This window comes from Pseudomonas sp. 3296 (genome assembly GCF_031456615.1).
In the GTDB taxonomy this organism is placed as follows: Bacteria; Pseudomonadota; Gammaproteobacteria; order Pseudomonadales; family Pseudomonadaceae; genus Aquipseudomonas; species Aquipseudomonas mucoides.
Genome location: NZ_JAVDUY010000002.1, coordinates 744,447 through 766,794, shown reverse-complemented (window position 1 = coordinate 766,794; position 22,348 = coordinate 744,447). Strand labels below are relative to the sequence as shown.

Sequence of the window (22,348 nt, the reverse complement as noted above, 5' to 3'; positions counted from 1 at the left end):
AAAAACGAGCAAGTCTACACCCCTCGACGGGGCAGGACAAAACTCAGCAGAAACAGTGCGGCCGCCGTCACAACAATCGAGGGGCCCGCCGGTGTGTCCTTGAACCACGACAGTGCCAGCCCGCCACAGACCGCGAGCATGCCCAGCAGGCTCGCGCCCAGTGCCATCTGCTCCGGTGACCGGGCGTGACGTTGTGCCGCAGCCGCGGGGATGATCAACAGCGATGTAATCAGCAATACACCAACGATTTTCATCGCCACTGCGATCACTACGGCAATCAACAGCATCAGGGCCAGACGCAACGACGCCACCGGCAACCCTTCGACCTTGGCCAACTCTTCATGCACCGTAATGGCCAGTAACGGCCGCCACAATGTTACCAGCAACGCCAGTACCGCCGCGCTGCCACCGAGGATCCAGGCCAGGTCGGTCGGGCTGATCGCCAGCAAGTCGCCGAACAGATACGCCATCAAGTCGATCCGCACTTCGTGCATGAAGCTTAGTACCACCAAGCCCAGAGAGAGCGTGCTTGGTGCAAGAATTCCCAAAAGCGTGTCAGACGCCAGCGGTTGGCGTTGCTGCAACGTCACCAGCAGCACCGCCAACAGCAAGCAGCCCACGGTCACCGCCACGGTCGGGCTAACGTCCAGCAAGAAACCCAGCGCTACGCCGAGCAACGCCGCGTGAGACAAGGTGTCGCCGAAATAAGCCATGCGTCGCCAGACCACGAACGAACCCAGCGGGCCCGCCACCAGCGCCAAAGCCAAACCTGCAAGCAGGGCGTAGAGCAGAAAATCAGCCATGCTTGCAGCTATCTCCGTGAACGTGGGGTTGAGCCGCCGTGACGACCGAGCCGTGCAAGTCATGGGCGTGATCGTGGTGGTGGTGATAAATCGCCAGGCTTTGGGCGTTCTTGCCGAACAGCTCGACGAAGGCCGGATCGCCGCTGACTTGCTCAGGATGGCCGGAGCAGCAAACGTGGCGATTGAGACAAACCACCTGGTCGGTGGTGCTCATCACCAAGTGCAGATCGTGGGAAACCATCAGCACGCCGCAGCCGTGACGGTCGCGCAGTCGTGTAATCAGGCTATAGAGCTCGGCCTGGCCGGCGACGTCGACGCCTTGCACCGGCTCGTCGAGCACCAGCAGTTCCGGCTCGCGCAGCAGTGCCCGGGCCAGCAGCACCCGCTGCATTTCACCACCGGAAACGCTTTGTACCGGGCTGTCGATCACCTGTTCGGCGCCGACTTCCTTGAGCGCGGACAACGCCATGGCGCGGTCCACGCCCGGCACCAGCCGCAAGAAGCGCAGCACCGAGAGCGGCAGCGTCGGGTCGACGTGAAGTTTTTGCGGCATGTAACCCACACGCAGCTTCGGCTTGCGCCAGACCGTGCCGCTGTCCGGTTTCAACAGGCCGAGCACCGCGCGCACCAGCGTGGTCTTGCCGGCACCGTTAGGGCCGATCAGGGTGACGATCTGCCCCGGCTCGACACTCAGTTCGATGTTATCCAGCACGGATTGCCCGGCAAACGTGACGGCAACCTGCTCGAGGCGGATCAGCGCGTTGCTCATCAAGCCCCCTGGCAGCCCGAGCACAGACCGACCACTTCAACAGTCTGGCCTTCGACGATAAACCCAACCTCCTTGGCGCTGCCAACGATCGCGTCGCTGATGGATTTCTGTTCAAGCTCGATGGCGGCGTGGCATTCGCGGCAAATCAGGAACTGCCCTTGATGGGCATGGCCTGGGTGATTGCAGCCGACGAAGGCGTTCAGTGAGGAGATGCGGTGCACGAGGCCGTTTTCCAGGAGGAAATCCAGCGCGCGGTACACGGTGGGCGGCGCGGCGCGGCGGCCATCCTGCTCACTGAGCACCGCGAGGATGTCGTAGGCACCCAGCGGTTTGTGGCTTTGCCATACCAGTTCCAGCACCCGCCGGCGCAAAGCGGTCAGGCGCAGCCCCTGACGTGCGCACAGGACATCGGCCTCAGACAGAGCGCTATGCACGCAGTGAGAGTGGTCGTGGGGACGGCTGGCAATCGGTGTTTTAGGCATGAGCGGCGACGCGTTTTGTGAGAGACGTTATTATGTTACCCGTTCTCGCCTCTTCGAGTGGTCATCGTGTCCCGACTTTTTTCTATCTTTGTCGCATTTGTCGCAAGTTTTCTGCTGATCGGTTCGGCCCAAGCAGAGGTCAAAGTCCTCACCAGCATCAAGCCCCTGCAGTTGATTGCCGCTGCGGTGCAGGACGGCGTGGCGATTCCGGAAGTGTTGCTGCCGCCGGGCGCTTCGCCCCATAACTATGCCTTGCGCCCATCCGACGTACGGAAGGTGCAATCGGTCGATCTGTTGTACTGGATCGGGCCGGACATGGAAGGTTTCCTGCCGCGCGTGCTGAAAGGTCGGGCGCTGCCGAGCGTTGCGGTGCAGGATTTGCCGGGGCTGACATTGCGTCGCTTCGCCGAAGACAGTCACTCCCACGCTGAAGAAGCCGATGAGCATGACCACGATCACCGTCCGGGCAGCCTCGACGCGCATTTGTGGTTGTCACCGGTCAATGCCCGGGTGATCGCCGCCAAGATGGCCGCCGACCTCAGTGCGGCGGATCCAGCCAATGCGGCGCGTTATCAGAGCAACCTCAAGGCGTTCGACGAGCGGTTGGATGCCTTGGACCTGCGCCTGAAGGCACGGCTCGCCGGGATCGCGGGCAAGCCGTATTTCGTGTTCCATGAAGCGTTCGACTATTTTGAAGACGCTTATGGCTTGAAGCACACAGGCGTATTCAGCGTTGCGGCCGAAGTCCAGCCGGGTGCCCAACACGTCGCAACGATGCGCACGCGGTTGCAGGAAGTCGGCAAGACCTGCGTATTCAGCGAACCGCCGTTGCGTCCGCGCCTGGCAGAGACGCTGGTCGCGGGTTTGCCGGTGAAACTGGCGGAACTGGATGCGTTGGGTGGGTACACGCCAGCGACTGCTCAGGGGTATGAGCAGGTGCTGGAGAAGCTGGGGAATGATTTGGCGGGGTGTCTGGAGTCGTTGTAACCAACACAGAACCTCTGTGGCGAGGGGGCTTGCCCCCTGGTCACAATTTAAAGGGCAAACGGCAGCGGTGTGCTGACCTTCTGCCGCTGCGCCAACCGCAGCTGAAATTCCATCGGGTCGTGAATCAACACGTCCTGCCCGGCGAACGATTCCGCCGCGATCAACCGCGATAACCAGAACCGCACGCACGCCACGCGCAGCATCGTCGTCCACAGCTCGGCTTCAGACGCCGTGAACGGACGCAACGCCGCATAAGCCCCCAGCAATGCCCGCGCCCGCGGCCCATCGATCAAACCGTCATCGTCCGAACACCAGTCGTTCAAGGCAATCGCCACGTCGTAGAGCATCGGCCCCGAGCAGGCGTTGTAGAAGTCGATCAACCCGGTCAGGTGGGTGCCTTCGAACATCGCATTATCGCGGAACAGGTCGGCATGGATATTGGCCCGCGGCAGCGCCAGGATTTTTGCCTTCTGCTCGGCGATTTCATCCAGCGCCCGTTTCAGCAGATCGCTTTGTTCGGCGTTCAGGTGCGAAAGAAACTGCGTGCCCTCCTCCAGCATCCAATCCAGACCACGATCGGTTTTGCGCTTGATCATGTTGGCCTGGGTCGCCAGATGCAGGTGTGCAAGCAACTCGCCGACCTGCGCGCAGTGCTGCGCATTGGCCTGCTTGATGTGCTTGCCGGCCAGTCGCGGTTGCAACAGTGCAGGCTTGCCGGCCAGTTCGCGCAGGGCCACGCCGTCGGTGGTGCGCAGCGCGTAAGGCACCGGCAAATCAGCCTCGTGCAGAACGTCGAGCAGTTCAATGAAGAACGGCATTTCACCGACCGGGCCGCGCTCGACCAGGGTCAGGACGAATTCGCCCTGCTCCAGGCTGATGAAAAAATTGGTGTTTTCGCTACCGGCAGCAATCCCCTGGAAATCGAGCAGGCGGCCGAGGCCATAAGGGGCGAGAAAAGCTTCCAGCTCGGGCCGAGCCAGGGGGGTGAACACAGACATGTTTAAACTGCCAGTACGGGCGCCGCTTGTGAGCCGACGCCGATTGAAATTAAGAAACTACTTCCAGGTGAAAATTTCCCACGCCGGAATCAGCATATCCGGCTGATCCGAGCGGATGTAGTTTGCCTCTGTACCATCGGCGCGTACGAGGAAATACGGCTTGCCGCCTTTGGGCGTGACTTTGATGGCATACAGAAAACCGTTTTGACGGTACTCCTGAATGACCTTGTCCCCTTCCGTGCGGATCGTCACTTGCGGTTCCTGTTTCGAAACATCGTCCGCCGCCATGGCGGCCAATGGAACAGTTGCAAACAAGCCAGCCAGCAACAGGCGATTTAGTGTGCGCATGATAACCTTGTCCCTTTGTCGTCAACGGTCCCGCTATTCTAGCGCCGGACCCGCCGAAAAGGTTGATCCTGCTCATGAGCCAAGCCCCCCTCGTCCTGGTGGACGGTTCTTCTTACCTGTACCGCGCCTTTCACGCCCTGCCGCCGCTGACCACTTCCAAAGGTTTGCCGACCGGTGCGGTCAAAGGTGTGCTGAATATGCTCAAGAGTCTGCGCAAGCAGTACCCGGACAGTCCGTTTGCCGTGGTGTTCGACGCCAAAGGCGGGACGTTCCGCGACGAGATGTTCGCCGAGTACAAGGCCAACCGCCCAAGCATGCCCGACGACATGCGCGTGCAAATCGAGCCGCTGCACCAGAGCGTGATCGCTTTGGGCTTCCCGCTGCTGTGCGTCGAAGGCGTCGAGGCCGATGACGTGATCGGCACCCTGGCCCGCAGCAGCGCGGCGGCGGATCGCCCGGTGATCATCTCCACCGGCGACAAGGACATGGCGCAACTGGTCGACGGCCACATTACCTTGGTCAATACCATGACCGGTAGCAGCATGGACGTGGAGGGCGTGAAGGAGAAATTCGGCGTCGCTCCCGAGCAGATCATCGATTATCTGGCCCTCATGGGCGACTCTTCCGACAACATCCCGGGTGTTCCGGGTATTGGCCCGAAAACCGCTTCGGGCCTGCTGGTCGGCGTGAATGGCGGCCTGACCGAGTTGTATGCACAGCTCGACATCGTCCCGACCCTGCCGATTCGCGGCGCGAAAACCCTGCCAGCCAAGCTTGAAGAGCACAAGGAGATGGCGTTCCTCTCCCATCAACTGGCAACCATCAAGATCGACGTTCCGCTGGACATCGGCCTCGATGACCTGCAAATGGGCAAGCCGGATCACGACAAGCTCGCCGAGTTGTACACGCTGCTGGAGTTCAAGAGCTGGTTCGAAGAAAACCAGCGCGACGCCAAGCGTTCCGGGCAGGAAGTCACCGCGCCGGCAGCTGAAGAAGTCGCCGCCGCGACCGAACTCAACTACACGACGATCCTGACCCAGGCTGATTTCGACCTGTGGCTGAAGAAGCTCAACGACGCCAAACTGATCGCCTTCGACACCGAAACCACTGGCATTGATGCGCAGCAGGCGCAATTGGTCGGCCTGTCTTTCGCTGTACAAGCTAACGAAGCGGCCTACATCCCGCTGACCCATTCCTACATGGGCGTGCCGGATCAACTGGACCGTGACACCGTACTTCGCGCGCTGAAGCCGATTCTGGAAGACCCGAACAAGCTCAAGGTTGGCCAGCACGCCAAGTTCGACATGAATATCCTGGCCAACTGCGCCATCGGCGGTGATCAGCGCTGCGGCATCACCGTGCAGGGCATCGCTTTCGACACCATGCTCGAATCCTACGTGCTGGACTCCACTGCGACCCGTCACGACATGGACAGCCTGGCGCTCAAGTACCTGAATCACACCACCACCAGCTTCCAGGACATCGCCGGCAAGGGCGCCAAGCAGCTGACCTTTGACCAGATCTCTCTGGAACTGGCCGGGCCTTACGCCGCCGAAGACGCCGACGTGACCCTGCGCCTGCACCAGACGCTGCAGGAAAAACTCAACGCCATCCCGAGCTTGAGCAAAGTCCTGAGCGAAATCGAAATGCCGCTGGTGCCGGTGCTGGCGCGGATCGAACGCCAGGGTGCATTGGTCGACGCCAATCTGCTGGGCATTCAGAGCGTGGAGCTGGGTGAGAAGATGGTCGCGCTCGAACGTGAGGCATTCGCCATCGCTGGCGAAGAATTCAACCTCGGTTCACCCAAGCAACTGGGCGTGATCCTGTACGAAAAACTCGGTCTGCCGGTGCTCAGCAAAACGGCAAAGGGCCAGGCTTCCACCGCCGAAGCCGTGCTGGCGGAATTGGCCGAGCAGGATTTCCCGCTGCCTAAAGTGCTGATGCAGTACCGCTCGATGAGCAAGCTGAAAAGCACCTACACCGATCGGCTGCCGGAGCAGATCAACCCGCGCACCGGACGGATTCACACCTCCTATCATCAAGCTGTCGCGGCGACCGGGCGTTTGTCGTCCAGTGATCCGAACCTGCAGAACATCCCGATCCGTACTGCTGAAGGCCGTCGCATTCGTCAGGCGTTCGTTGCCCCTGCAGGCTACAAACTGCTCGCCGCAGACTACTCGCAGATCGAACTGCGGATCATGGCCCACCTGGCCAAGGACGAAGGTTTGCTGCATGCGTTCCGCAATGACCTGGACGTGCACAAGGCCACCGCCGCGGAAGTTTTCGGGGTGGAACTGGCCGACGTCACCACCGATCAGCGACGCAGCGCCAAGGCGATCAACTTCGGCTTGATCTACGGCATGAGCGCGTTTGGTCTGGCCAAGCAGATCGGCGTGGATCGCAAACAGTCTCAGGCCTACATCGACCGTTATTTCGCCCGCTATCCGGGCGTGCTGCAATACATGGAGCGCACGCGCGCCCAGGCGGCCGAGCAAGGTTTCGTTGAAACGATCTTCGGTCGTCGCTTGTACCTGCCGGAAATCAACGCGAAAAACCCGGCCCTGCGCAAGGGTGCCGAGCGCACGGCGATCAACGCCCCGATGCAAGGCACGGCGGCGGACATCATCAAGAAAGCCATGGTGGCTGTGGATAACTGGCTGACCTCGTCAGGTCTCGACGCCAAAGTCATCCTGCAGGTGCACGATGAATTGGTGCTTGAGGTGCGTGAGGATCTGGTCGATCAGGTTCGCGAAGAAATTCGTATCCACATGAGTGATGCGGCGAAGCTGGACGTACCGCTTCTGGTGGAGGTTGGGGTCGGGAATAACTGGGATGAGGCTCACTGAGCCGTCTGAACGGTTGTTTTCTGCTGCGGCATAGTGCCGCGGCAGAAAGTCAGGGAACAGCATTATGTCGAAAAATGCTTGGGCTTATTTCCAATGGATTTGGAACTTCCTCGGAACTAATCCCGTCAACCGCCACTCAGAGTTACTGAATGGCTGGTGAAGCCCTTCGATGCTCCTATGTTGTGTTAAGTGTTGGCAGATATCTGGACCCCGCCCTAGCGGTCCGGAACTTGAACCCCGGAACTTCCCCCTCCCCATAGAAGTCCGGGGTTTTTTTTGCCCGCGATTTTCCTCAACGCCTTACTCGGCGGCCTCGGAACCCTTGTCCGCCAGCTCCATCCAGCCCGCCAGTACAGTGTAGGCGTCTTCCAGACCCAGGCGTTTTGGCGCCGAGAACAACTGGATACTGACCGCATCCCCCCAGCCCTTGCGGATATCGGCCTGTACCTTCAACAGGACGTTTTTAGCTGCGCCGTACGTCAACTTGTCGGCTTTGGTCAGCAAAATATGCATCGGCATGCCGGCGGCGACTGCCCAATCGAGCATCAGCAGGTCGAAATCGGTCATTGGATGACGGATGTCCATCATCAAGATCAGACCTTTCAAACTCTCGCGACCGCCCAGATAGGCTTCCAGGTGACGCTGCCAGTGCAGCTTCAACGGAATGGGTACTTTTGCGTAACCGTACCCCGGAAGGTCGACCAGACGACGATCATCGTCTAGCTTGAAGAAGTTCAAGAGCTGCGTACGCCCCGGAGTTTTCGAGGTTCGCGCAAGACTGGCGTGCGTCAGGGTGTTCAGCGCACTGGACTTGCCGGCGTTGGAACGGCCCGCGAAGGCCACTTCAAAGCCTTCATCGTCCGGGCATTGGTCGACTTTGGCAGCGCTGAGCATGAAGGTGGACTGTTGGCACAGACCGAGGATGGGATTCTTGAGTTGCATGGGATTTCCGATGTGGGCGGCGCCGGGAATGGACGCGGCAAGCGGTGTCGTTTCCGTTTCAGTGACGCCAGTATATAATGCCGCAGATTTTGTGTGCGCTTTGTCCCAGCGTAGGATGAAGTTCACGAGAGCGATTGACCTTGATTGCGCATTAGAACGCAGAACGCTCTCAACCCTGAAAAGGTCGTTTTATGACGAAATGGCTGCTAGCTGCCGGTGTCTTGATACCGCTTTACAGCGCTCAGGCTACACAGGATCCGGAAGCTGTGTACAACCGTGTTTGTGGTGCCTGTCATTCCGGCCAACTACCCATGGCGCCTCAAAAGGGCGATCAGGAAGCTTGGACGCCGAGGTTGGCGAAAGGTATGGAGACGCTGGTGCAACACGTGACCCAGGGTTTCAAGGCGATGCCGCCGCGTGGTTTGTGCATGGACTGCAGTGCCGAGGATTACCAGGCCATCATCCACTGGATGAGCGAGTGATCCCGGTCCATAACTCTTTAACCCTTAGCCGTAGTTGGATTAGCTGATGAACAAATTGATCGTGAGTCTGCTGTTGACCGTGGGGATCTCCGGCATTGCCCATGCTGCAGGTGATGCGACTGCTGGTCAGGCGAAAGCCGCAGTATGTGGCGCCTGTCATGGCCCGGATGGCAACAGCATGGCGCCTAACTTTCCGAAGCTGGCGGGTCAGGGTGAACGCTACTTGACCAAGCAATTGCACGACATCAAGTCGGGCAAGCGTACCGTTCTGGAAATGACCGGCCTGCTGACCAATCTGAGTGACCAGGACCTGGCTGATATCGCAGCCTACTTCGCCAAGCAGAACGGCAGTGTGGGCGCCGCCGACCCTAAAATCGTGGCTCGCGGTGAAGCACTGTTCCGTGGCGGCGACCTGACCAAAGGCTTGCCAGCCTGCACCGGTTGCCACTCGCCAAACGGCGCAGGCAACGTTGCTGCCGGCTTCCCTCACCTGGGCGGCCAGCACGCTCAATATGTCGCCAAGCAGCTGACCGATTTCCGCAAGGAAGAAGGCGGACGCACCAACGATGGCGATGCCAAAACCATGCAAACTATCGCCAAACGACTGAGCGACGAAGATATCGCCGCCGTGTCCAGCTACATTCAGGGCCTGCACTAAGGCCGGTTGATCGAGCGTTGAACATCTCCTGCAACGTTAACGCTCTATTAATCCGTCGCAGCAAGTATAAAAAGGGTGGCTTTGGCCGCCCTTTTTTGTGGCCGCTGCCGTTACACTACAGAACTCAACCCCGCCATGACCTGTCTGAAAACAGGTCGCGCGAGGCGACCTAATTTGTCCAGGAGTAAAGCATGCGTAATCTGATCATCAGCGCCGCACTCGTCGCTGCCAGCCTGTTCGGCATGACCGCCCAAGCCGCCGAAGCACCCGCCACGCCTTACGTCGAACTGACTAACGCTGTTCCGGTGGCTGTACCTGGCAAGATCGAAGTGGTGGAGCTGTTCTGGTACGGCTGCCCGCACTGCTACGCATTTGAGCCGGTGATCAATCCTTGGGTTGAAAAGCTGCCTTCCGACGTTAATTTCGTGCGTATCCCGGCCCTGTTCGGCGGCCCTTGGGACGCCCACGGGCAAATGTTCCTGACCCTGCAAAGCATGGGTGTCGAGCATGACGTGCACGCTGCGGTGTTCAACGCCATCCAGAAGGAACACAAGAAACTGACCGACAAGAACGAAATGGCTGACTTCCTGGCGACCCAAGGCGTCGACAAAGACAAATTCCTCGCCACCTTCGACTCCTTCGCCATCAAAGGTCAGATGACCAAGGCTCGCGAACTGGCCAAGAAGTATGAAATCTCGGGTGTTCCAACCATGATCGTCAACGGCAAGTATCGCTTCGATGTAGGCTCGGCCGGTGGTGCCGAACAAGCCCTGCAACTGGCCGATAAACTGGTCGACAAAGAGCGAGCGGCTAACAAGGCTGCCGCCAACTAAGCGAAGCACTGCCATGCGCCGCTGGGGAACTGAACGCGTTGTTGGCCTGCATGATCCACAGGTCAACGAACATCACCTGGAATCCACGGGCCTGCCCGCAGACAGTCGTCTGCGCTTGCTCAGTTTTAATATTCAGGTCGGCATCAGTACCGAGCGCTATCGGCACTACCTGACCCGGGGCTGGCAACACCTGTTGCCGCACACCGGGCGTGCCGACAATCTGCAAAAAATCGGCAACCTGCTGGGCGACTTCGACCTGGTCGCCCTGCAAGAAGCCGATGGCGGCAGCCTGCGCTCAGGCTACGTCAATCAAGTCGAACACCTGGCCCAGCTCGGCGCATTCCCCTACTGGTATCAACAACTCAATCGCAATCTCGGACGACTCGGCCAGCACAGCAATGGTGTGCTCAGCCGCCTGCGCCCGTGGGCGATTGAAGATCACCCGCTACCGGGGCCCAAGGGTCGCGGGGCGATTCTGGTGCGCTTTGGCGAAGGTCCGGAGGCGCTGGTCGTCGTCATGATGCACCTGGCGCTGGGCGCTCGCGTGCGCAGCCTGCAACTGGCCTACATCCGCGAGTTGATCGGCGGCTATAAACACCAGGTGCTGATGGGCGACATGAATACCCATGCCAGTGACCTGCTGCAAAACTCTCCGTTGCGTGACCTCGGCCTGCTCGCGCCGCAACTGGAAGCGACGTTCCCTAGCTGGCGCCCGCAGCGCTGCCTGGACCATATTCTACTGAGCCCCACCCTGACCCTTGAAAAGGTCGAAGTGCTGGCACAGCCCATTTCCGATCACCTGCCGGTCGCGGTAGAGATTCGTCTGCCGGGTTCGCTCACGGCTGATGCATTGCCCGCGTTGAGTCCTGCCCTTCGCGGATCCCATGAATGAGCGACGAAACACAGCGCTGGAAAGAGAAATACCTCAAAAGTATCGAACAACAGGAAAAGCTTGAGCGTCGCTGGGATGCCCGGCTCGACCTGCTGCGCCGTGGGCTGGTGCGCAGCACGCTGGCGGCGGAGGGCACTGACCGCGCTGTCGACCAATGCATGAAAGAGATGCGCGAAGTCGTGCGCACCGATGACATGGACGCCGGCTTGGCCGCACTGCTGCCGCGACTCGAAAAAGCCGTGCTCGATTCCGAGCAGCGCCGGGAAACCCGAGCCAACCAGACCAGCGCCGCACTGACCGCGCTGGTCGCGCAACTGCAATCGCTGCCGCTGCCTCGGGAAGTCAGCCGACCGCTCAAGAGCTTTGCCAAAAAGCTCGATGGACGAGTCAGTCAGGCCCGCGAGATGCCGCTACTGCTCAGCGAATTGAGTGGCCTGCAAGGCAAAGCCTTGAGGCAATTGGAGAACCCCGCCGAACCTGACCGTCCCGGTTTTCTGCAGAGATTGTTCGGTAGCCACGAAGCGGATGAAGAAGTGCCGCAAATCGTCGCTCCTGCCGTTCAAGCACAGGCTGTGCAGGCTGAGGAGCGGGTTGTGGAGATGGCGCACGCCGATGACGCCGATGAGGAGGACTTGCCGCCAGTCGCATCGCCAGCGGCGCACAGCGTCCACCCCACGGTGACAACCCCGGAGCCTCAAGAGACTCACGCACCGGAGCCCGCTGCGGAGGTGGTCGCGTTTGTCCCCCCTGCTCTTCAGCCCGACATCGCACCCGCTCCTGAATCGCCAACACCCTCGAACAGTGAACGGCTGGAAAAGCCCGCCCTTTCCCTTCCAGCGCCAGCCATTCAGGTTCAACCGGCCATCAATCCCGATGAACTGACCCGGGCATTGACGAGTGACGATCTGGAACAAACCGAACACGAGGACATCTTCTACGCCTTGCCCGACTCACCGGAGCCGTCCTATAGCTCCGTCGCCAAGCACATCGAAGACACCCTGCTGGGACTGCTCGACGACCTGACGTTGCCGGAACGCTACCGTCCGCAAGCCGAAGCGATGCGCGATCGCCTTCAACATGGTCTGAATTGGTACGAACTGATCCCGATCCTCGACGATCTGGCAACGTTGATGCTAGCGATCAACGACAGCGGCCAGCACGAGTTCGAAGTCTATTTACAGCGACTCAATGAACGCCTGGAGTCTTTCCAAAGTAATTTGCAGGCGGCCAGCGAAGGTCACGCCGACAACCGTTCTGCGGCGCGCCAGATGGACACGCAAATCCGCGAACAAGTCGACGGCTTGCACAGCAGCATGCAGGAAGCGGCAGACCTGGACGACCTGAAACGGGTCCTGGAAAACCATCTTGAAGGCCTGCTCGGCACCATGGATCGCCACCAGAAGCAGCGCGACGAGCGCGAACAGGAAGTGGCGACGCGGCTGCACAGCCTGGCTGAACGGGTGGCGCACATGGAGCAAGAAGCGCAAGGCTATCGTGAGCACCTTGAAGAACAACGCCAGAAAGCCCTGATCGATCCGCTCACCGGCCTGCCCAATCGCGCCGCCTGGAGCGAACGCCTGGATCACGAAATCGGTCAATGGCAGCGGCACGGCAATACTCTGATGCTGGCCATGCTGGATCTCGATCACTTCAAAAGCATCAACGACAACTACGGCCACCTGGCAGGCGACAAGGTGCTGAAGATCATCGCCAACGTGTTGCGCAAGCGCCTGCGCGGGACGGATTTCATTGCACGATTTGGCGGTGAGGAATTTGTACTCCTGATGCCCGGCACAGCGCCGGCAGTCGGTGCAAAGCTGCTGGAAACCTTGCGCGCCGCGATCGAAGCCTGCCCTTTCCACTTCAAAGGTGAACGGGTCACCATCACTATTTCCATGGGCCTGACGACGCTAAAGCCCGGCGAACATAGCGATGTGGCGCTGAAAAGAGCCGATCAAGCACTGTACCGCGCCAAAAATGCCGGGCGTAATCGGGTGGAGGCTGGCTGACGGCCAATTGTTCCATTTTGTTTAAAACCGGGCTTTTGCCATCGGCACGCAAGGCAGTACGTTACACTGTTGCATTACTGTCTTGTGTGTACGTCTACTGCCATGAAATATCTCGCTCTCATTGTGTCGCTGCTGCTGTTGGCCGCTTGTTCCAGTGGCCCGCGTATCGACACCAGCCACTCTTCGGCCAACTACGACAGCCGCATCCAGTTCGTGGTGGTGCATTACACCAATGCCTCGCTGGAGCGCTCGCTGCAACTGCTGACCCACGGCGAAGTCAGCAGTCACTACCTGATCGGCGACGACAAGGGCGCCACTATCTATAAGCTGATGGACGAGAATTTTCGCGCCTGGCACGCGGGCGAAAGCGAATGGCAAGGCCGGACCTGGCTGAACTCCAGCTCCATCGGTATCGAGATCGTCAACCCGGGCTTCAAAGACACCCCCACCGGGCGCCTCTGGTATCCCTACAGCGAAGACCAGATCAAATCGTTGATCGTCCTGCTCAAGGACATCAGCAAGCGTTACAACATCAATCCCCACGCCATCATTGGCCATAGCGATATCGCGCCGCTGCGCAAACTTGATCCCGGTCCGCTGTTCCCCTGGAAACGCCTGGCTGCCGAAGGCCTGGGTGTCTGGCCCAACGAGCAGGCCGTCACGCGCCAGCAAGCCCAGTTCGCGATACAACTGCCAAGCATCAGCTGGTTTCAGGGGCAACTGGCCAGGCTGGGTTATGCCACACCACAAACCGGTGAACTGGACGTAGCGACGCGTCATGTGTTGGCGGCTTTTCAGATGCATTTCCGCCCTTCCCGCTTCGACGGCACGCCTGACGCCGAATCCGCTGCGATCCTGCAGGTCCTGAATCAGACAAAATAATGACGCCCGTCCGAAGGTAAGAGCTTTTTCCCAATCAGCAGCTATAACTCATTGGTAATTCTTCGGATATCAATAATGGCTGCCGCACGAGAGACACTCCGTAGCTGGTTCTATCGCCCTTGGTTTCTGGCGACACTGGCTGCTGCCCTCAGCGCAACGATCTTGATGGCCGGCAGCCTGTTCGTCGCAATGCATCAGGTTGAACAGAACGAAAGCGAAGAGATGAATGCTCAGGGCGAGCGCTTCCTTGCCCGCCTGGAGCAATTGTTCGGGCAACTGCGCGAAAGTCTCGATGACCTGGAAGCCCAGCCGCTTCGAGGCTGCGATGCTGAAATGATCGCCACCTTGCAACAGGTCAGCTTCAACTACCGCTTCGTTTACGAGGCGGCCTACATCGATGCATCTCGCCTGTGCTCCAACCGTCCTCGCCAGGAAGGGCTTTCGCTGCTGCGCCCTCCCGACATCCGGGGCCCCACCTACAGCTACTGGCTGAACACCACCACCGAACCCGATGAAAACCGTGCCGCGCTGATGCTCGGCAGAGGCAACTTTCGGGTGGCGACGTCTCGCGGGCATTTGACGGACATGGTCGACCTGTCGCCCGGCAGCAGCCTGCTGGTGGTGCTGGACCACGGCACTCGGGCCATTCCCGTATTGGGTGCTGCTCAGGTCTGGCCACCGACGGAATCCTGGGCGCCCAAAAGCCGCGACGCACTTCAAGTCACGCAAACCCGTTTGATCTACCGCATGCCGACCAACAACCCTGAATACCAACTGGTGTTGATCACGCCACGCACAGGCATCCACGTGCCGGCAGTGTGGTGGTGGTTGCTTCCGGCCAGCCTGGTACTCGGGATCATTGTCGGCTTCCTGGTGTTTCTGCTGGTTCGCCAGCGTCAGTCGCTGGATGCCGAATTGCATGGCGCCATACGCCGGGGTGAGCTGCAGGTGTTGTATCAACCGATCTTCGATCTCGACAGCCGCAATTGTGTGGGTGCTGAAGCGTTGCTGCGCTGGCGTAGGCCCGATGGCACGCTGACCAGCCCCGACCTGTTTATTCCGATGGCGGAAAATACCGGCCAGATCCGGCAGATGACTGACTTCGTCCTGCAGCGCCTGCTCGAACAATTGGGACAACTGCTGCGCGCCAACCCGCAGCTGTACATCTCGGTCAACCTGGCAGCGTGCGATGTGATGGTGCCGCGTATCGGCCAGGTGATGGCCCGCCTGCTGACGCTGCACCGCGTCGCGGCCAAACAGATTGCTTTTGAAGTGACCGAGCGGGGATTGATCGATGTGGTGGTGGCCAGGGAAAACCTGCAAGCGTTGCGCGATGTCGGGCATCAAGTGCTGATCGATGACTTTGGCACCGGCTATTGCAGCCTCGCCTATCTGCAAACCCTGCCGGTGGACTGCCTGAAAATCGACAAGGCGTTTATCGACGCACTGGGCCATGACGCCGCCAGCAGCGGCGTGGCACCGCACATCATTCACATGGCACAGGCGCTGCAACTCAAAGTAATTGCCGAAGGCATCGAGCATGAAGCCCAGGCAGCGTTTCTAAGCAGCGAAGGGGTGAAATTCGGTCAGGGCTGGCTGTTCGCCCACGCCTTGAGCTCCGTGCAGTTCATCGAACTGATTACCCGTGGCCGTCGAATGAAGGGCCGGCGCCTGAATGACGAGGCGTGAGAGCGCCTTACACCGCCAGCGCCATGTAGAACTGCGTACCCTGCCCCGGTCGCGAATAAACGCCCATCCGCCCGCCGTGCAGCTGCACGATTTCCTTGCACAGCGCCAGACCAAGCCCGGCACCGCCCTTCTTGCGGCCGACCTGCACAAAGGGCTCGAAGATTCGCCCTTGCTGGCCATAGGCAATGCCTTCGCCGTTGTCCTCGACACTGATAATCACCCGCTCACCATGACGTCGGGCCTGCAACCGGATCAGGCCTTCCCGTGCGGTATGGCGCAAAGCATTGTCGATCAAGTTGTCGAGCACCCGGTCCAACTGCGGTTGATCGGCCTGCAATCGGGGCAACGGCCCTTGCACCTCTATGCGCAATTCGATGCCCCGCTCGGTCGCCGACTCGGCAAAGCGGGCGCGGGCCTGCGCCAACAGTTCCTCGATGGAGCATGGGGCCAGGGTCAGTTTCTGCAAACCGTTCTGGTAGCGAGAGAAGTTCAGCAGGTCGTTGATCAACTGCATCAGGCGCTGCATTTCTTCATTGACCGTATCCAGCAGGTCGGCTTCGCGCGAATCCGCTGGAAACTTCGCCCGCTCGCGAAACAGACCGAACGCCATGTGCATACCGGTCACCGGCGTTCGTAATTCATGGGAAGCGCGCAAGACAAACTCACTGCGCACCCGTTCGAACGCCCGCTGTTCGGTGACATCATGCAACACCATGACCGCGCCAAGAATGTGCCCTTGGGTATGGCTGACCGGCGTCAGGCTGTAAGTCAGCAACCTCGATTCACCATCGACCTCGATACTCAGGTCTTCCGGCGCACGCTCCAGCGTGCCGCCGCGCAGCACCAGTTGCAGCTGTTCATCCAGCTCGGGACGTTCAAGGGCCTCGCCCAGCCCTTGACCAAGGCGATCGGTGTCCCAACCCAACTGGCGCTGAGCCACTGGATTGAGGTGCTCGAGATGACCGTCGCGATCGATCATCAACAAACCGTCGTCGATGCTGTCGAGCACGGCTTGCAGGCGTTGTTGACCGGCGAGCAGCTCATCGATGTTGGTGGCCTGATGTTCACGCAATGCCTCGGCCATGATCCCGAAGCGCTTGGTCAGCAGGTTCAATTCCTCGGCAGATGACACCGGCAGAGTCACCTCGAAATTGCCCTGGCCAATATGATCGGCAGCCTGGGCCAAGGCTTCGATCGGTCCGCCAAAACGCCGGGCGATTGCGTGGGCCGTCACGAACCCGATGATCAGCACCGCCAAACCCACCAATCCAAGCAAGCCCGCCACCAGCAACGCGCGCTCCCGCGACTGGCGCTCGGTGCTAGTAATGTCATCCAGCGCCCGCTTATGCTCTGCGAGAAGACCGTTGCGCACGGTGTTGAATTTTTCGGTAAGGGCTTCGTTGCCACTCAGTACCTTGGAGGGCTCAGCGGCCTGGCCATAGGCCTGAACAAACTCCAGATAATCAACCTTGGCCTGTTTGAACCCGTACTGACCGCCATTGCCGGATTGCTCAAGGGCAATACCTTCATCGAGCAACTGCAGGTAGTGCTGCCTGGACGCCTCGAACCCGGCGGGATCAGGCTTTTCGTTGACCATGATCATCAATTGATCGCCGAGGGTCTGGCGTAATTTCAATCCAAGGTCGAGCGTGACGAAGTTGTTGTGAACGAGCGCTTCCTGGGAACCGGCCATCTGCATCACGCTGACCAGCCCGAGCATGAGCCCGAGCAGTGCCACGGTGATCAGTGCAGAAATACTCAGGAACAGCCGAGTACGCAGCTTCATCGCCAATTTCATTGGTGGCAGCTCACAAGTTGTATTGCTTGCGTTTGCGGTACAGGGTCGAGGCATCAATGCCCAGGGTCTTGGCCGCTTGATCCAGTGTATCCGCCGTGGCGAGTACAGCACCGATGTGGGCTTTTTCCAGTTCATCCAGGCTCAACGCCGCGCCAATGCGCGGCGCGTTGTTGATCGGGGTTTCGGCCATGCCCAAATGGCTGATCTCAACGCGCTCCTGGGGACAGATAATGCTCGCCCGCTCCACCACGTTACGCAGTTCGCGAATATTGCCGGGCCAGCGATAACCCAGCAGCGCTTCGCGAGCCTCATCGCTGAAGGCCCGGGCGGGGCGCGCGTACTCCTTGACGAAGCGAGCGAGGAAACGGTCGGCCAGGTTCAGGATGTCTTCACGGCGTTCACGCAGTGGCGGCAGGTGCAACGTGATGACGTTCAGGCGATAGAGCAAGTCCTCGCGGAAGCGACCGTCGCGCACCATGTCTTCAAGGTTCAGGTTGGTCGCCGCAAGAATGCGTACATCGGCGCGGCGAGTCACCGGGTCACCTACCCGCTCGTATTCCTTGTCTTGAATAAATCGCAGCAACTTGGGTTGCAAAGTCAGTGGAAAATCGCCGATCTCGTCAAGAAACAGCGTGCCGCCGTCAGCCTGGTTGACCCGCCCCAATGTACTTTCGCTGGCACCGGTAAAGGCCCCACGGCTGTGACCGAACAGTTCGCTTTCCATGAGTTCGGCGGTCAGGGACGGGCAGTTGATCGTGACGCAGGACTTCTTCTGACGCTTGCTCCAGCCGTGAATCGCCTGGGACAGCTCACCTTTACCGGTGCCGGACTCACCCAGGATCAGAATGTTGGCATCGGTCCCGGCCACCTGGCGGGCGGTTTCGAGCACCACTTTCATCGCCGGGCTGTGGGAGTCCAGGCCATCCTTGGGTTTACGCACTTCACCTTCAAGGGCTTCCAGGCGGGCGGACAGTTGCCGCACTTCCAGTTGCTTGGCGGTGGCCAGACGCAATTGATCAGGGCTGCAGGGTTTGACCAGGTAATCGGCGGCGCCCGCCTGAATCGCATCGACCGCAGTGTCCACGGCCGAGTGCGCAGTGACGATCACCACACGCATCCACGGCGCCTGAATACGCATCTGCGCCAGCACATCCAGGCCATTGTCCTCACCCAGGCGCAGATCCAGGAAGCAGAGGTCGAACACCTGACGCTGCAACAAGGCATCAGCCTGAGCGGCGCTGTTCGCGGTAGAGACGCTATAGCCCTCGTCTTCGAGGCAATAGCGGAAGGTTCGCAGGATAGCGGACTCATCGTCTACCAACAGAATGCGGCCTTGATGCACCGTGGCTGATTCCATGTTCCTGCGCTCCTTTAATGATTGATCTTGGTTAGTCCCGGATAAATCGGGCAAGTTGCATGGTCGATTCTGATCCATTCCAGCACCGGCAGGGTAGCTATCTAAGGCCTGTCTGCCTAATTCGCTGATTTTCCTGATTTTTTATCAAAACACCGCATTTTTGGCGGTTACCCGCCTCCCTTTCTGACATCTACGCCCGTCGTGCAATTCAAAAATATTCAAAGTGCCTGCGAATCTATCGTGCATTTCGCACGACCCTGGAGGGGTCATCGTGCAAGATGCGTCGCAAATGATTTTCATAAACTTATTAACCTGTTGATTTTGTTGAATTTAAGTCACAGAAAAAAGCTGGCATGCAGGCTGCAATGGTCTGAGTAATCAGGGCATTTATCTCGATGCCCACCAACAAGATCACCACCAAAGTGGGAGGAGCTTCAGGATGAATCGCTACCGTGCCGCCCAACTGCGAATCTCGCCACTGCATATCCAGCAAGGCTTGTTTGCTGTTCTGGCCTTGCTGATCACGCTGATCGCCGGCCAACAGTTCATGCGTTGGGAGCAGAGCCAGCAGCCAGAGGCGCCGCACGTATCGATTCAACATGCAGCCCAAACCCACTTCAGCGCCGCCAGCAGCAGTCAGGCCGACCTCACCCCGATGCGGATGATGGACGTTGACCAGGCGCAGCCTCTGGACGAGATACCTCATCAGGAGCGCTGGGTGTTCTAAGTAATCGAACTTGGCGTGCGGTCTGCGCCGGGACAAGCACCACAAGCGACACCTCTAAATAATGAAGCGTAAGGAGAATCACCATGTTGAGCTGGGCAATCACCTTCTTGATCATTGCCATCATCGCTGCAGTACTGGGCTTCGGTGGTATCGCGGGCACCGCCACGGGTATCGCCAAGATTCTCTTTGTCGTGTTCCTGGTGATGTTCATTGCTTCCTTCTTCTTTGGCCGTCGTGGCCGAGGCTGAACATGAGCGTTTTGTACAAGACACTGGCAGCCGCCCTGCTTCTGGGCGGTAGTGCCATGGCGCTGGCGGCCAATGACGGCCAAATGCGGGCCAATGAGTTAATCACTACCGACCCGCAGTACCGTGAAACGTGGCAAGGCGTGGTGAAGAAGGAAGAACGCCTGCCGGAATGGGTGATGAACCTGTCCGGCGATGCCGAGCAAATGAATGCTGTTGAGGAAGATCACCACAAGTATCTGGTCGGGCCGCTGTGTGAATCACAACCCACATGCCTGAACGAGCGCCTGATCGTGGCTTTCAGTTTCGACAAGGAAGATGCCTACGCCATGCTGGTCGAAGTGCCCGCAGGACTGCCGGCCGACAAGTCGCCCACGCGACATGCCAGCTACCGCTTCCTCGGCAAACCGGATCAGGGCATGCAGGACCTGTTGATGGAACAGCTGAAAAAAGATCCGAACTGGTACTGAATTTGTCATATGAAAGAAGCACCCTGCTTCTCTCTACTGCGCTACCCGAGGAAGGTAGACGCATGACCATGGGGCCGGGACGTTCTGACTGTTACAGGGTCGGAGTGACCTACGGGTACAGGGAGTGCCTGCGCAAGGGCCGGGTCAGGCAAAGCTGCGACGCAAATTCGCCGGGCCATCAGGGCTCGACGAATTTGCGGAGAGCTTCATTCGCGAAAAGCCGTATTCCAGAGCGCATCGCTCATTTACCCCTATGCCACTTCCGCTACATCCCCCGCAAAAACATTTCACGGTGTTTCTTCGTGACCGTATATCGAGAAAGCCGTCTGCAAATGACTGCGATTTTCCGCAGCTAAACCTAGGTTTTTTCTCAAGATTTAGCCCGGGTTCGCTCGCTAAAAAAACAACCAACCTCCTCTGAAATGGCCGGTTCACGGCACTTATACCTGCCGAAATGTCGTATTCGAACCGGTTGGGACGCCAGTTTCATTTGGAAAAGCTCATGCCGATTCGGCATAGGGTAGGCGTTTACGGCATTAGACGTCGCTTCCTTGCATCGGAATAGTTGCGCCTTTTTTCGCCTGCCAGAGAGCCACTAACAAGCGCTCCGGGGCTCCTTATACGGGGGCAGATGCACGCACTTTTCGCCACAAGCGAACCAGTGACTGCGTCTGCCTGAGTCAAACGCAAGTAAGGGTAATGATATGAAGAAGGCAAAGCTTAGCCTCGCCTGGCAGATCCTCATCGGTCTGGTATTGGGGATTGCAATCGGTGCGCTGCTCAACCATTTCAGTGCCGAAAAAGCCTGGTGGATCAGCAATGTCCTGCAACCGGCAGGCGATATCTTTATCCGTCTGATCAAGATGATCGTGATCCCGATCGTGATCTCTTCGCTGGTCGTCGGCATCGCTGGCGTCGGTGACGCCAAGAAACTCGGGCGCATCGGCCTGAAGACCATCATCTACTTCGAGATCGTCACCACCATCGCCATTCTGGTCGGTCTGGTGTTGGCCAACGTGGTCCATCCGGGCACCGGCATCGACATGAGCACCCTGGGTACCGTGGATATTTCCAAGTACCAGGCGACCGCCGCCGAGGTTCAGCATGAACACGCGTTCATCGAAACCATCCTCAACCTGATCCCTTCGAACATCTTCGCGGCCATGGCCCGCGGCGAGATGCTGCCGATCATCTTCTTCTCCGTGTTGTTCGGCCTCGGTCTGTCGAGCCTGCAATCGGACCTGCGCGAACCGCTGGTGAAGATGTTCCAGGGCGTCTCGGAAAGCATGTTCAAAGTCACCCACATGATCATGAACTACGCCCCGATCGGCGTATTCGCACTGATCGCGGTGACCGTGGCCAACTTCGGCTTCGCTTCCCTGCTGCCACTGGCCAAACTGGTCGTGCTGGTGTACTTCGCCATCGCCTTCTTCGCCTTCGTGGTGCTGGGCCTGATCGCTCGTCTGTTCGGCTTCTCGGTGATCAAGCTGATGCGCATCTTCAAGGATGAGCTGGTGCTGGCCTACTCCACCGCATCTTCCGAAACCGTGCTGCCGCGCGTGATCGAGAAGATGGAAGCCTACGGCGCGCCGAAAGCCATTTGCAGCTTCGTGGTGCCGACTGGTTACTCGTTCAACCTCGACGGTTCGACCCTGTACCAGAGCATCGCGGCGATCTTCATTGCCCAGCTGTACGGCATCGACCTGTCGATCAGCCAGCAATTGCTGCTGGTGCTGACCCTGATGGTCACCTCAAAAGGCATCGCCGGTGTACCGGGCGTTTCTTTCGTGGTGCTGCTGGCTACGTTGGGCAGCGTCGGTATTCCGTTGGAAGGCCTGGCATTCATCGCCGGTGTCGACCGCATCATGGACATGGCCCGTACCGCATTGAACGTGATTGGTAACGCGCTGGCCGTGCTGGTCATCTCGCGTTGGGAAGGCATGTACGACGACGCCAAGGGCCAGCGCTACTGGAACTCCCTGCCGCACTGGCGCAGCAAGGAAAAACTCCCGGCTGGCGAAGTTTCCAAGAACTAAAGCAAAATCTGTAGGAGCATGGCTTGCCTGCGATGAACGATGACCCGGTATAGCTGATAGCCCGCGGCGCCCGCATCGCGAGCAAGCTTTGCTCC

At 59.2% G+C, this 22,348-nt stretch carries 21 protein-coding genes; 13 read left to right on the top strand and 8 right to left on the bottom strand.

Annotation, left to right across the window (positions count from 1 at the left end; translation table 11 throughout):
• Positions 1–14: 14 nt before the first annotated feature.
• The 3 genes from znuB to zur are packed head-to-tail and all read right to left on the bottom strand — an operon-like array spanning position 15 to position 2,054.
• Positions 15–803 carry a zinc ABC transporter permease subunit ZnuB gene (gene znuB, locus J2X66_RS07960; protein WP_027926144.1) on the bottom strand — a complete coding sequence of 263 codons (789 nt, stop codon included), beginning with the start codon at positions 801–803 and terminating at the stop codon, positions 15–17.
• On the bottom strand, positions 796–1,572 hold the full coding sequence (znuC, locus tag J2X66_RS07955) for a zinc ABC transporter ATP-binding protein ZnuC (protein WP_027926145.1): 777 nt from the start codon (positions 1,570–1,572) through the stop codon (positions 796–798). Before znuC ends, znuB begins: the two co-directional genes overlap by 8 nt.
• Positions 1,572–2,054 carry a zinc uptake transcriptional repressor Zur gene (gene zur, locus J2X66_RS07950; RefSeq protein ID WP_027926146.1) on the bottom strand — a complete coding sequence of 161 codons (483 nt, stop codon included), beginning with the start codon at positions 2,052–2,054 and terminating at the stop codon, positions 1,572–1,574. Before zur ends, znuC begins: the two co-directional genes overlap by 1 nt.
• A 66-nt stretch (positions 2,055–2,120) precedes the next feature.
• Here zur and J2X66_RS07945 point away from each other — a divergent pair, with 66 nt between their 5' ends.
• Positions 2,121–3,041, top strand: a complete 921-nt coding sequence (locus J2X66_RS07945) for a metal ABC transporter solute-binding protein, Zn/Mn family (RefSeq protein ID WP_310262977.1) — start codon at positions 2,121–2,123, stop codon at positions 3,039–3,041.
• 47 nt (positions 3,042–3,088) lie between these two features.
• On the opposite strand, the gene J2X66_RS07940 is transcribed toward J2X66_RS07945, so the two are convergent.
• Positions 3,089–4,039: a homoserine kinase gene (locus J2X66_RS07940; protein ID WP_310262975.1), complete on the bottom strand. Its 951-nt coding sequence runs from the start codon at positions 4,037–4,039 to the stop codon at positions 3,089–3,091.
• Positions 4,040–4,096: 57 nt separating this feature from the next.
• Positions 4,097–4,387: a DUF2782 domain-containing protein gene (locus J2X66_RS07935; protein WP_027926149.1), complete on the bottom strand. Its 291-nt coding sequence runs from the start codon at positions 4,385–4,387 to the stop codon at positions 4,097–4,099.
• 74 nt (positions 4,388–4,461) lie between these two features.
• Between J2X66_RS07935 and polA the strand changes: the two genes are divergently transcribed.
• Positions 4,462–7,233: a DNA polymerase I gene (gene polA, locus J2X66_RS07930; protein ID WP_310262973.1), complete on the top strand. Its 2,772-nt coding sequence runs from the start codon at positions 4,462–4,464 to the stop codon at positions 7,231–7,233.
• Positions 7,234–7,533: 300 nt separating this feature from the next.
• Here the strand turns inward: polA and yihA are convergent, their stop codons facing one another.
• On the bottom strand, positions 7,534–8,175 hold the full coding sequence (gene yihA, locus J2X66_RS07925; RefSeq protein ID WP_027926151.1) for a ribosome biogenesis GTP-binding protein YihA/YsxC: 642 nt from the start codon (positions 8,173–8,175) through the stop codon (positions 7,534–7,536).
• Between the two features lie 191 nt (positions 8,176–8,366).
• Here yihA and J2X66_RS07920 point away from each other — a divergent pair, with 191 nt between their 5' ends.
• From J2X66_RS07920 to J2X66_RS07890, 7 genes are all read left to right on the top strand, one after another.
• The gene (locus J2X66_RS07920; protein ID WP_027926152.1) at positions 8,367–8,657 is read left to right on the top strand and encodes a cytochrome c5 family protein; all 291 of its coding nucleotides are present in this window, start codon (positions 8,367–8,369) and stop codon (positions 8,655–8,657) included.
• Between the two features lie 46 nt (positions 8,658–8,703).
• Positions 8,704–9,315 carry a cytochrome c4 gene (locus J2X66_RS07915; RefSeq protein WP_310262969.1) on the top strand — a complete coding sequence of 204 codons (612 nt, stop codon included), beginning with the start codon at positions 8,704–8,706 and terminating at the stop codon, positions 9,313–9,315.
• A gap of 191 nt (positions 9,316–9,506) precedes the next feature.
• Entirely contained in the window at positions 9,507–10,148 is a 642-nt protein-coding gene (locus tag J2X66_RS07910; protein WP_310262967.1) for a thiol:disulfide interchange protein DsbA/DsbL, read from the top strand.
• 13 nt (positions 10,149–10,161) lie between these two features.
• Positions 10,162–11,040 carry an endonuclease/exonuclease/phosphatase family protein gene (locus J2X66_RS07905; RefSeq protein ID WP_310262965.1) on the top strand — a complete coding sequence of 293 codons (879 nt, stop codon included), beginning with the start codon at positions 10,162–10,164 and terminating at the stop codon, positions 11,038–11,040.
• On the top strand, positions 11,037–13,049 hold the full coding sequence (locus tag J2X66_RS07900) for a diguanylate cyclase (protein WP_310262963.1): 2,013 nt from the start codon (positions 11,037–11,039) through the stop codon (positions 13,047–13,049). Before J2X66_RS07905 ends, J2X66_RS07900 begins: the two co-directional genes overlap by 4 nt.
• Before the next feature lie 102 nt (positions 13,050–13,151).
• Positions 13,152–13,931 (top strand): N-acetylmuramoyl-L-alanine amidase, encoded by a 780-nt coding sequence (locus J2X66_RS07895; RefSeq protein WP_310262961.1) that lies wholly within the window; start codon positions 13,152–13,154, stop codon positions 13,929–13,931.
• Between the two features lie 75 nt (positions 13,932–14,006).
• The gene (locus J2X66_RS07890; protein WP_310262960.1) at positions 14,007–15,620 is read left to right on the top strand and encodes an EAL domain-containing protein; all 1,614 of its coding nucleotides are present in this window, start codon (positions 14,007–14,009) and stop codon (positions 15,618–15,620) included.
• Positions 15,621–15,627: 7 nt separating this feature from the next.
• Here the strand turns inward: J2X66_RS07890 and J2X66_RS07885 are convergent, their stop codons facing one another.
• Entirely contained in the window at positions 15,628–17,418 is a 1,791-nt protein-coding gene (locus J2X66_RS07885; protein WP_310262958.1) for a KinB sensor domain-containing domain, read from the bottom strand.
• Positions 17,419–17,428: 10 nt separating this feature from the next.
• Complete coding sequence (gene algB / locus J2X66_RS07880) at positions 17,429–18,775, bottom strand: sigma-54-dependent response regulator transcription factor AlgB (RefSeq protein ID WP_123433277.1); 1,347 nt, start codon at positions 18,773–18,775, stop codon at positions 17,429–17,431.
• A 439-nt stretch (positions 18,776–19,214) separates the two neighbouring features.
• On the opposite strand from algB, the gene J2X66_RS07875 reads away from it, so the two are divergent.
• The 4 genes from J2X66_RS07875 to gltP all read left to right on the top strand — a co-directional run bounded on the left by J2X66_RS07875 (position 19,215) and on the right by gltP (position 22,253).
• A complete protein-coding gene (locus J2X66_RS07875) occupies positions 19,215–19,502 on the top strand; it encodes a hypothetical protein (protein ID WP_310262956.1) in 288 nt (95 codons plus the stop codon).
• Positions 19,503–19,585: 83 nt separating this feature from the next.
• A complete protein-coding gene (locus tag J2X66_RS07870; RefSeq protein WP_003177151.1) occupies positions 19,586–19,750 on the top strand; it encodes a DUF1328 domain-containing protein in 165 nt (54 codons plus the stop codon).
• A 2-nt stretch (positions 19,751–19,752) separates the two neighbouring features.
• On the top strand, positions 19,753–20,217 hold the full coding sequence (locus tag J2X66_RS07865; RefSeq protein WP_310262954.1) for an inhibitor of vertebrate lysozyme family protein: 465 nt from the start codon (positions 19,753–19,755) through the stop codon (positions 20,215–20,217).
• Between the two features lie 704 nt (positions 20,218–20,921).
• Positions 20,922–22,253: a glutamate/aspartate:proton symporter GltP gene (gene gltP / locus J2X66_RS07860; protein ID WP_027926163.1), complete on the top strand. Its 1,332-nt coding sequence runs from the start codon at positions 20,922–20,924 to the stop codon at positions 22,251–22,253.
• Positions 22,254–22,348 lie beyond the last annotated feature (95 nt).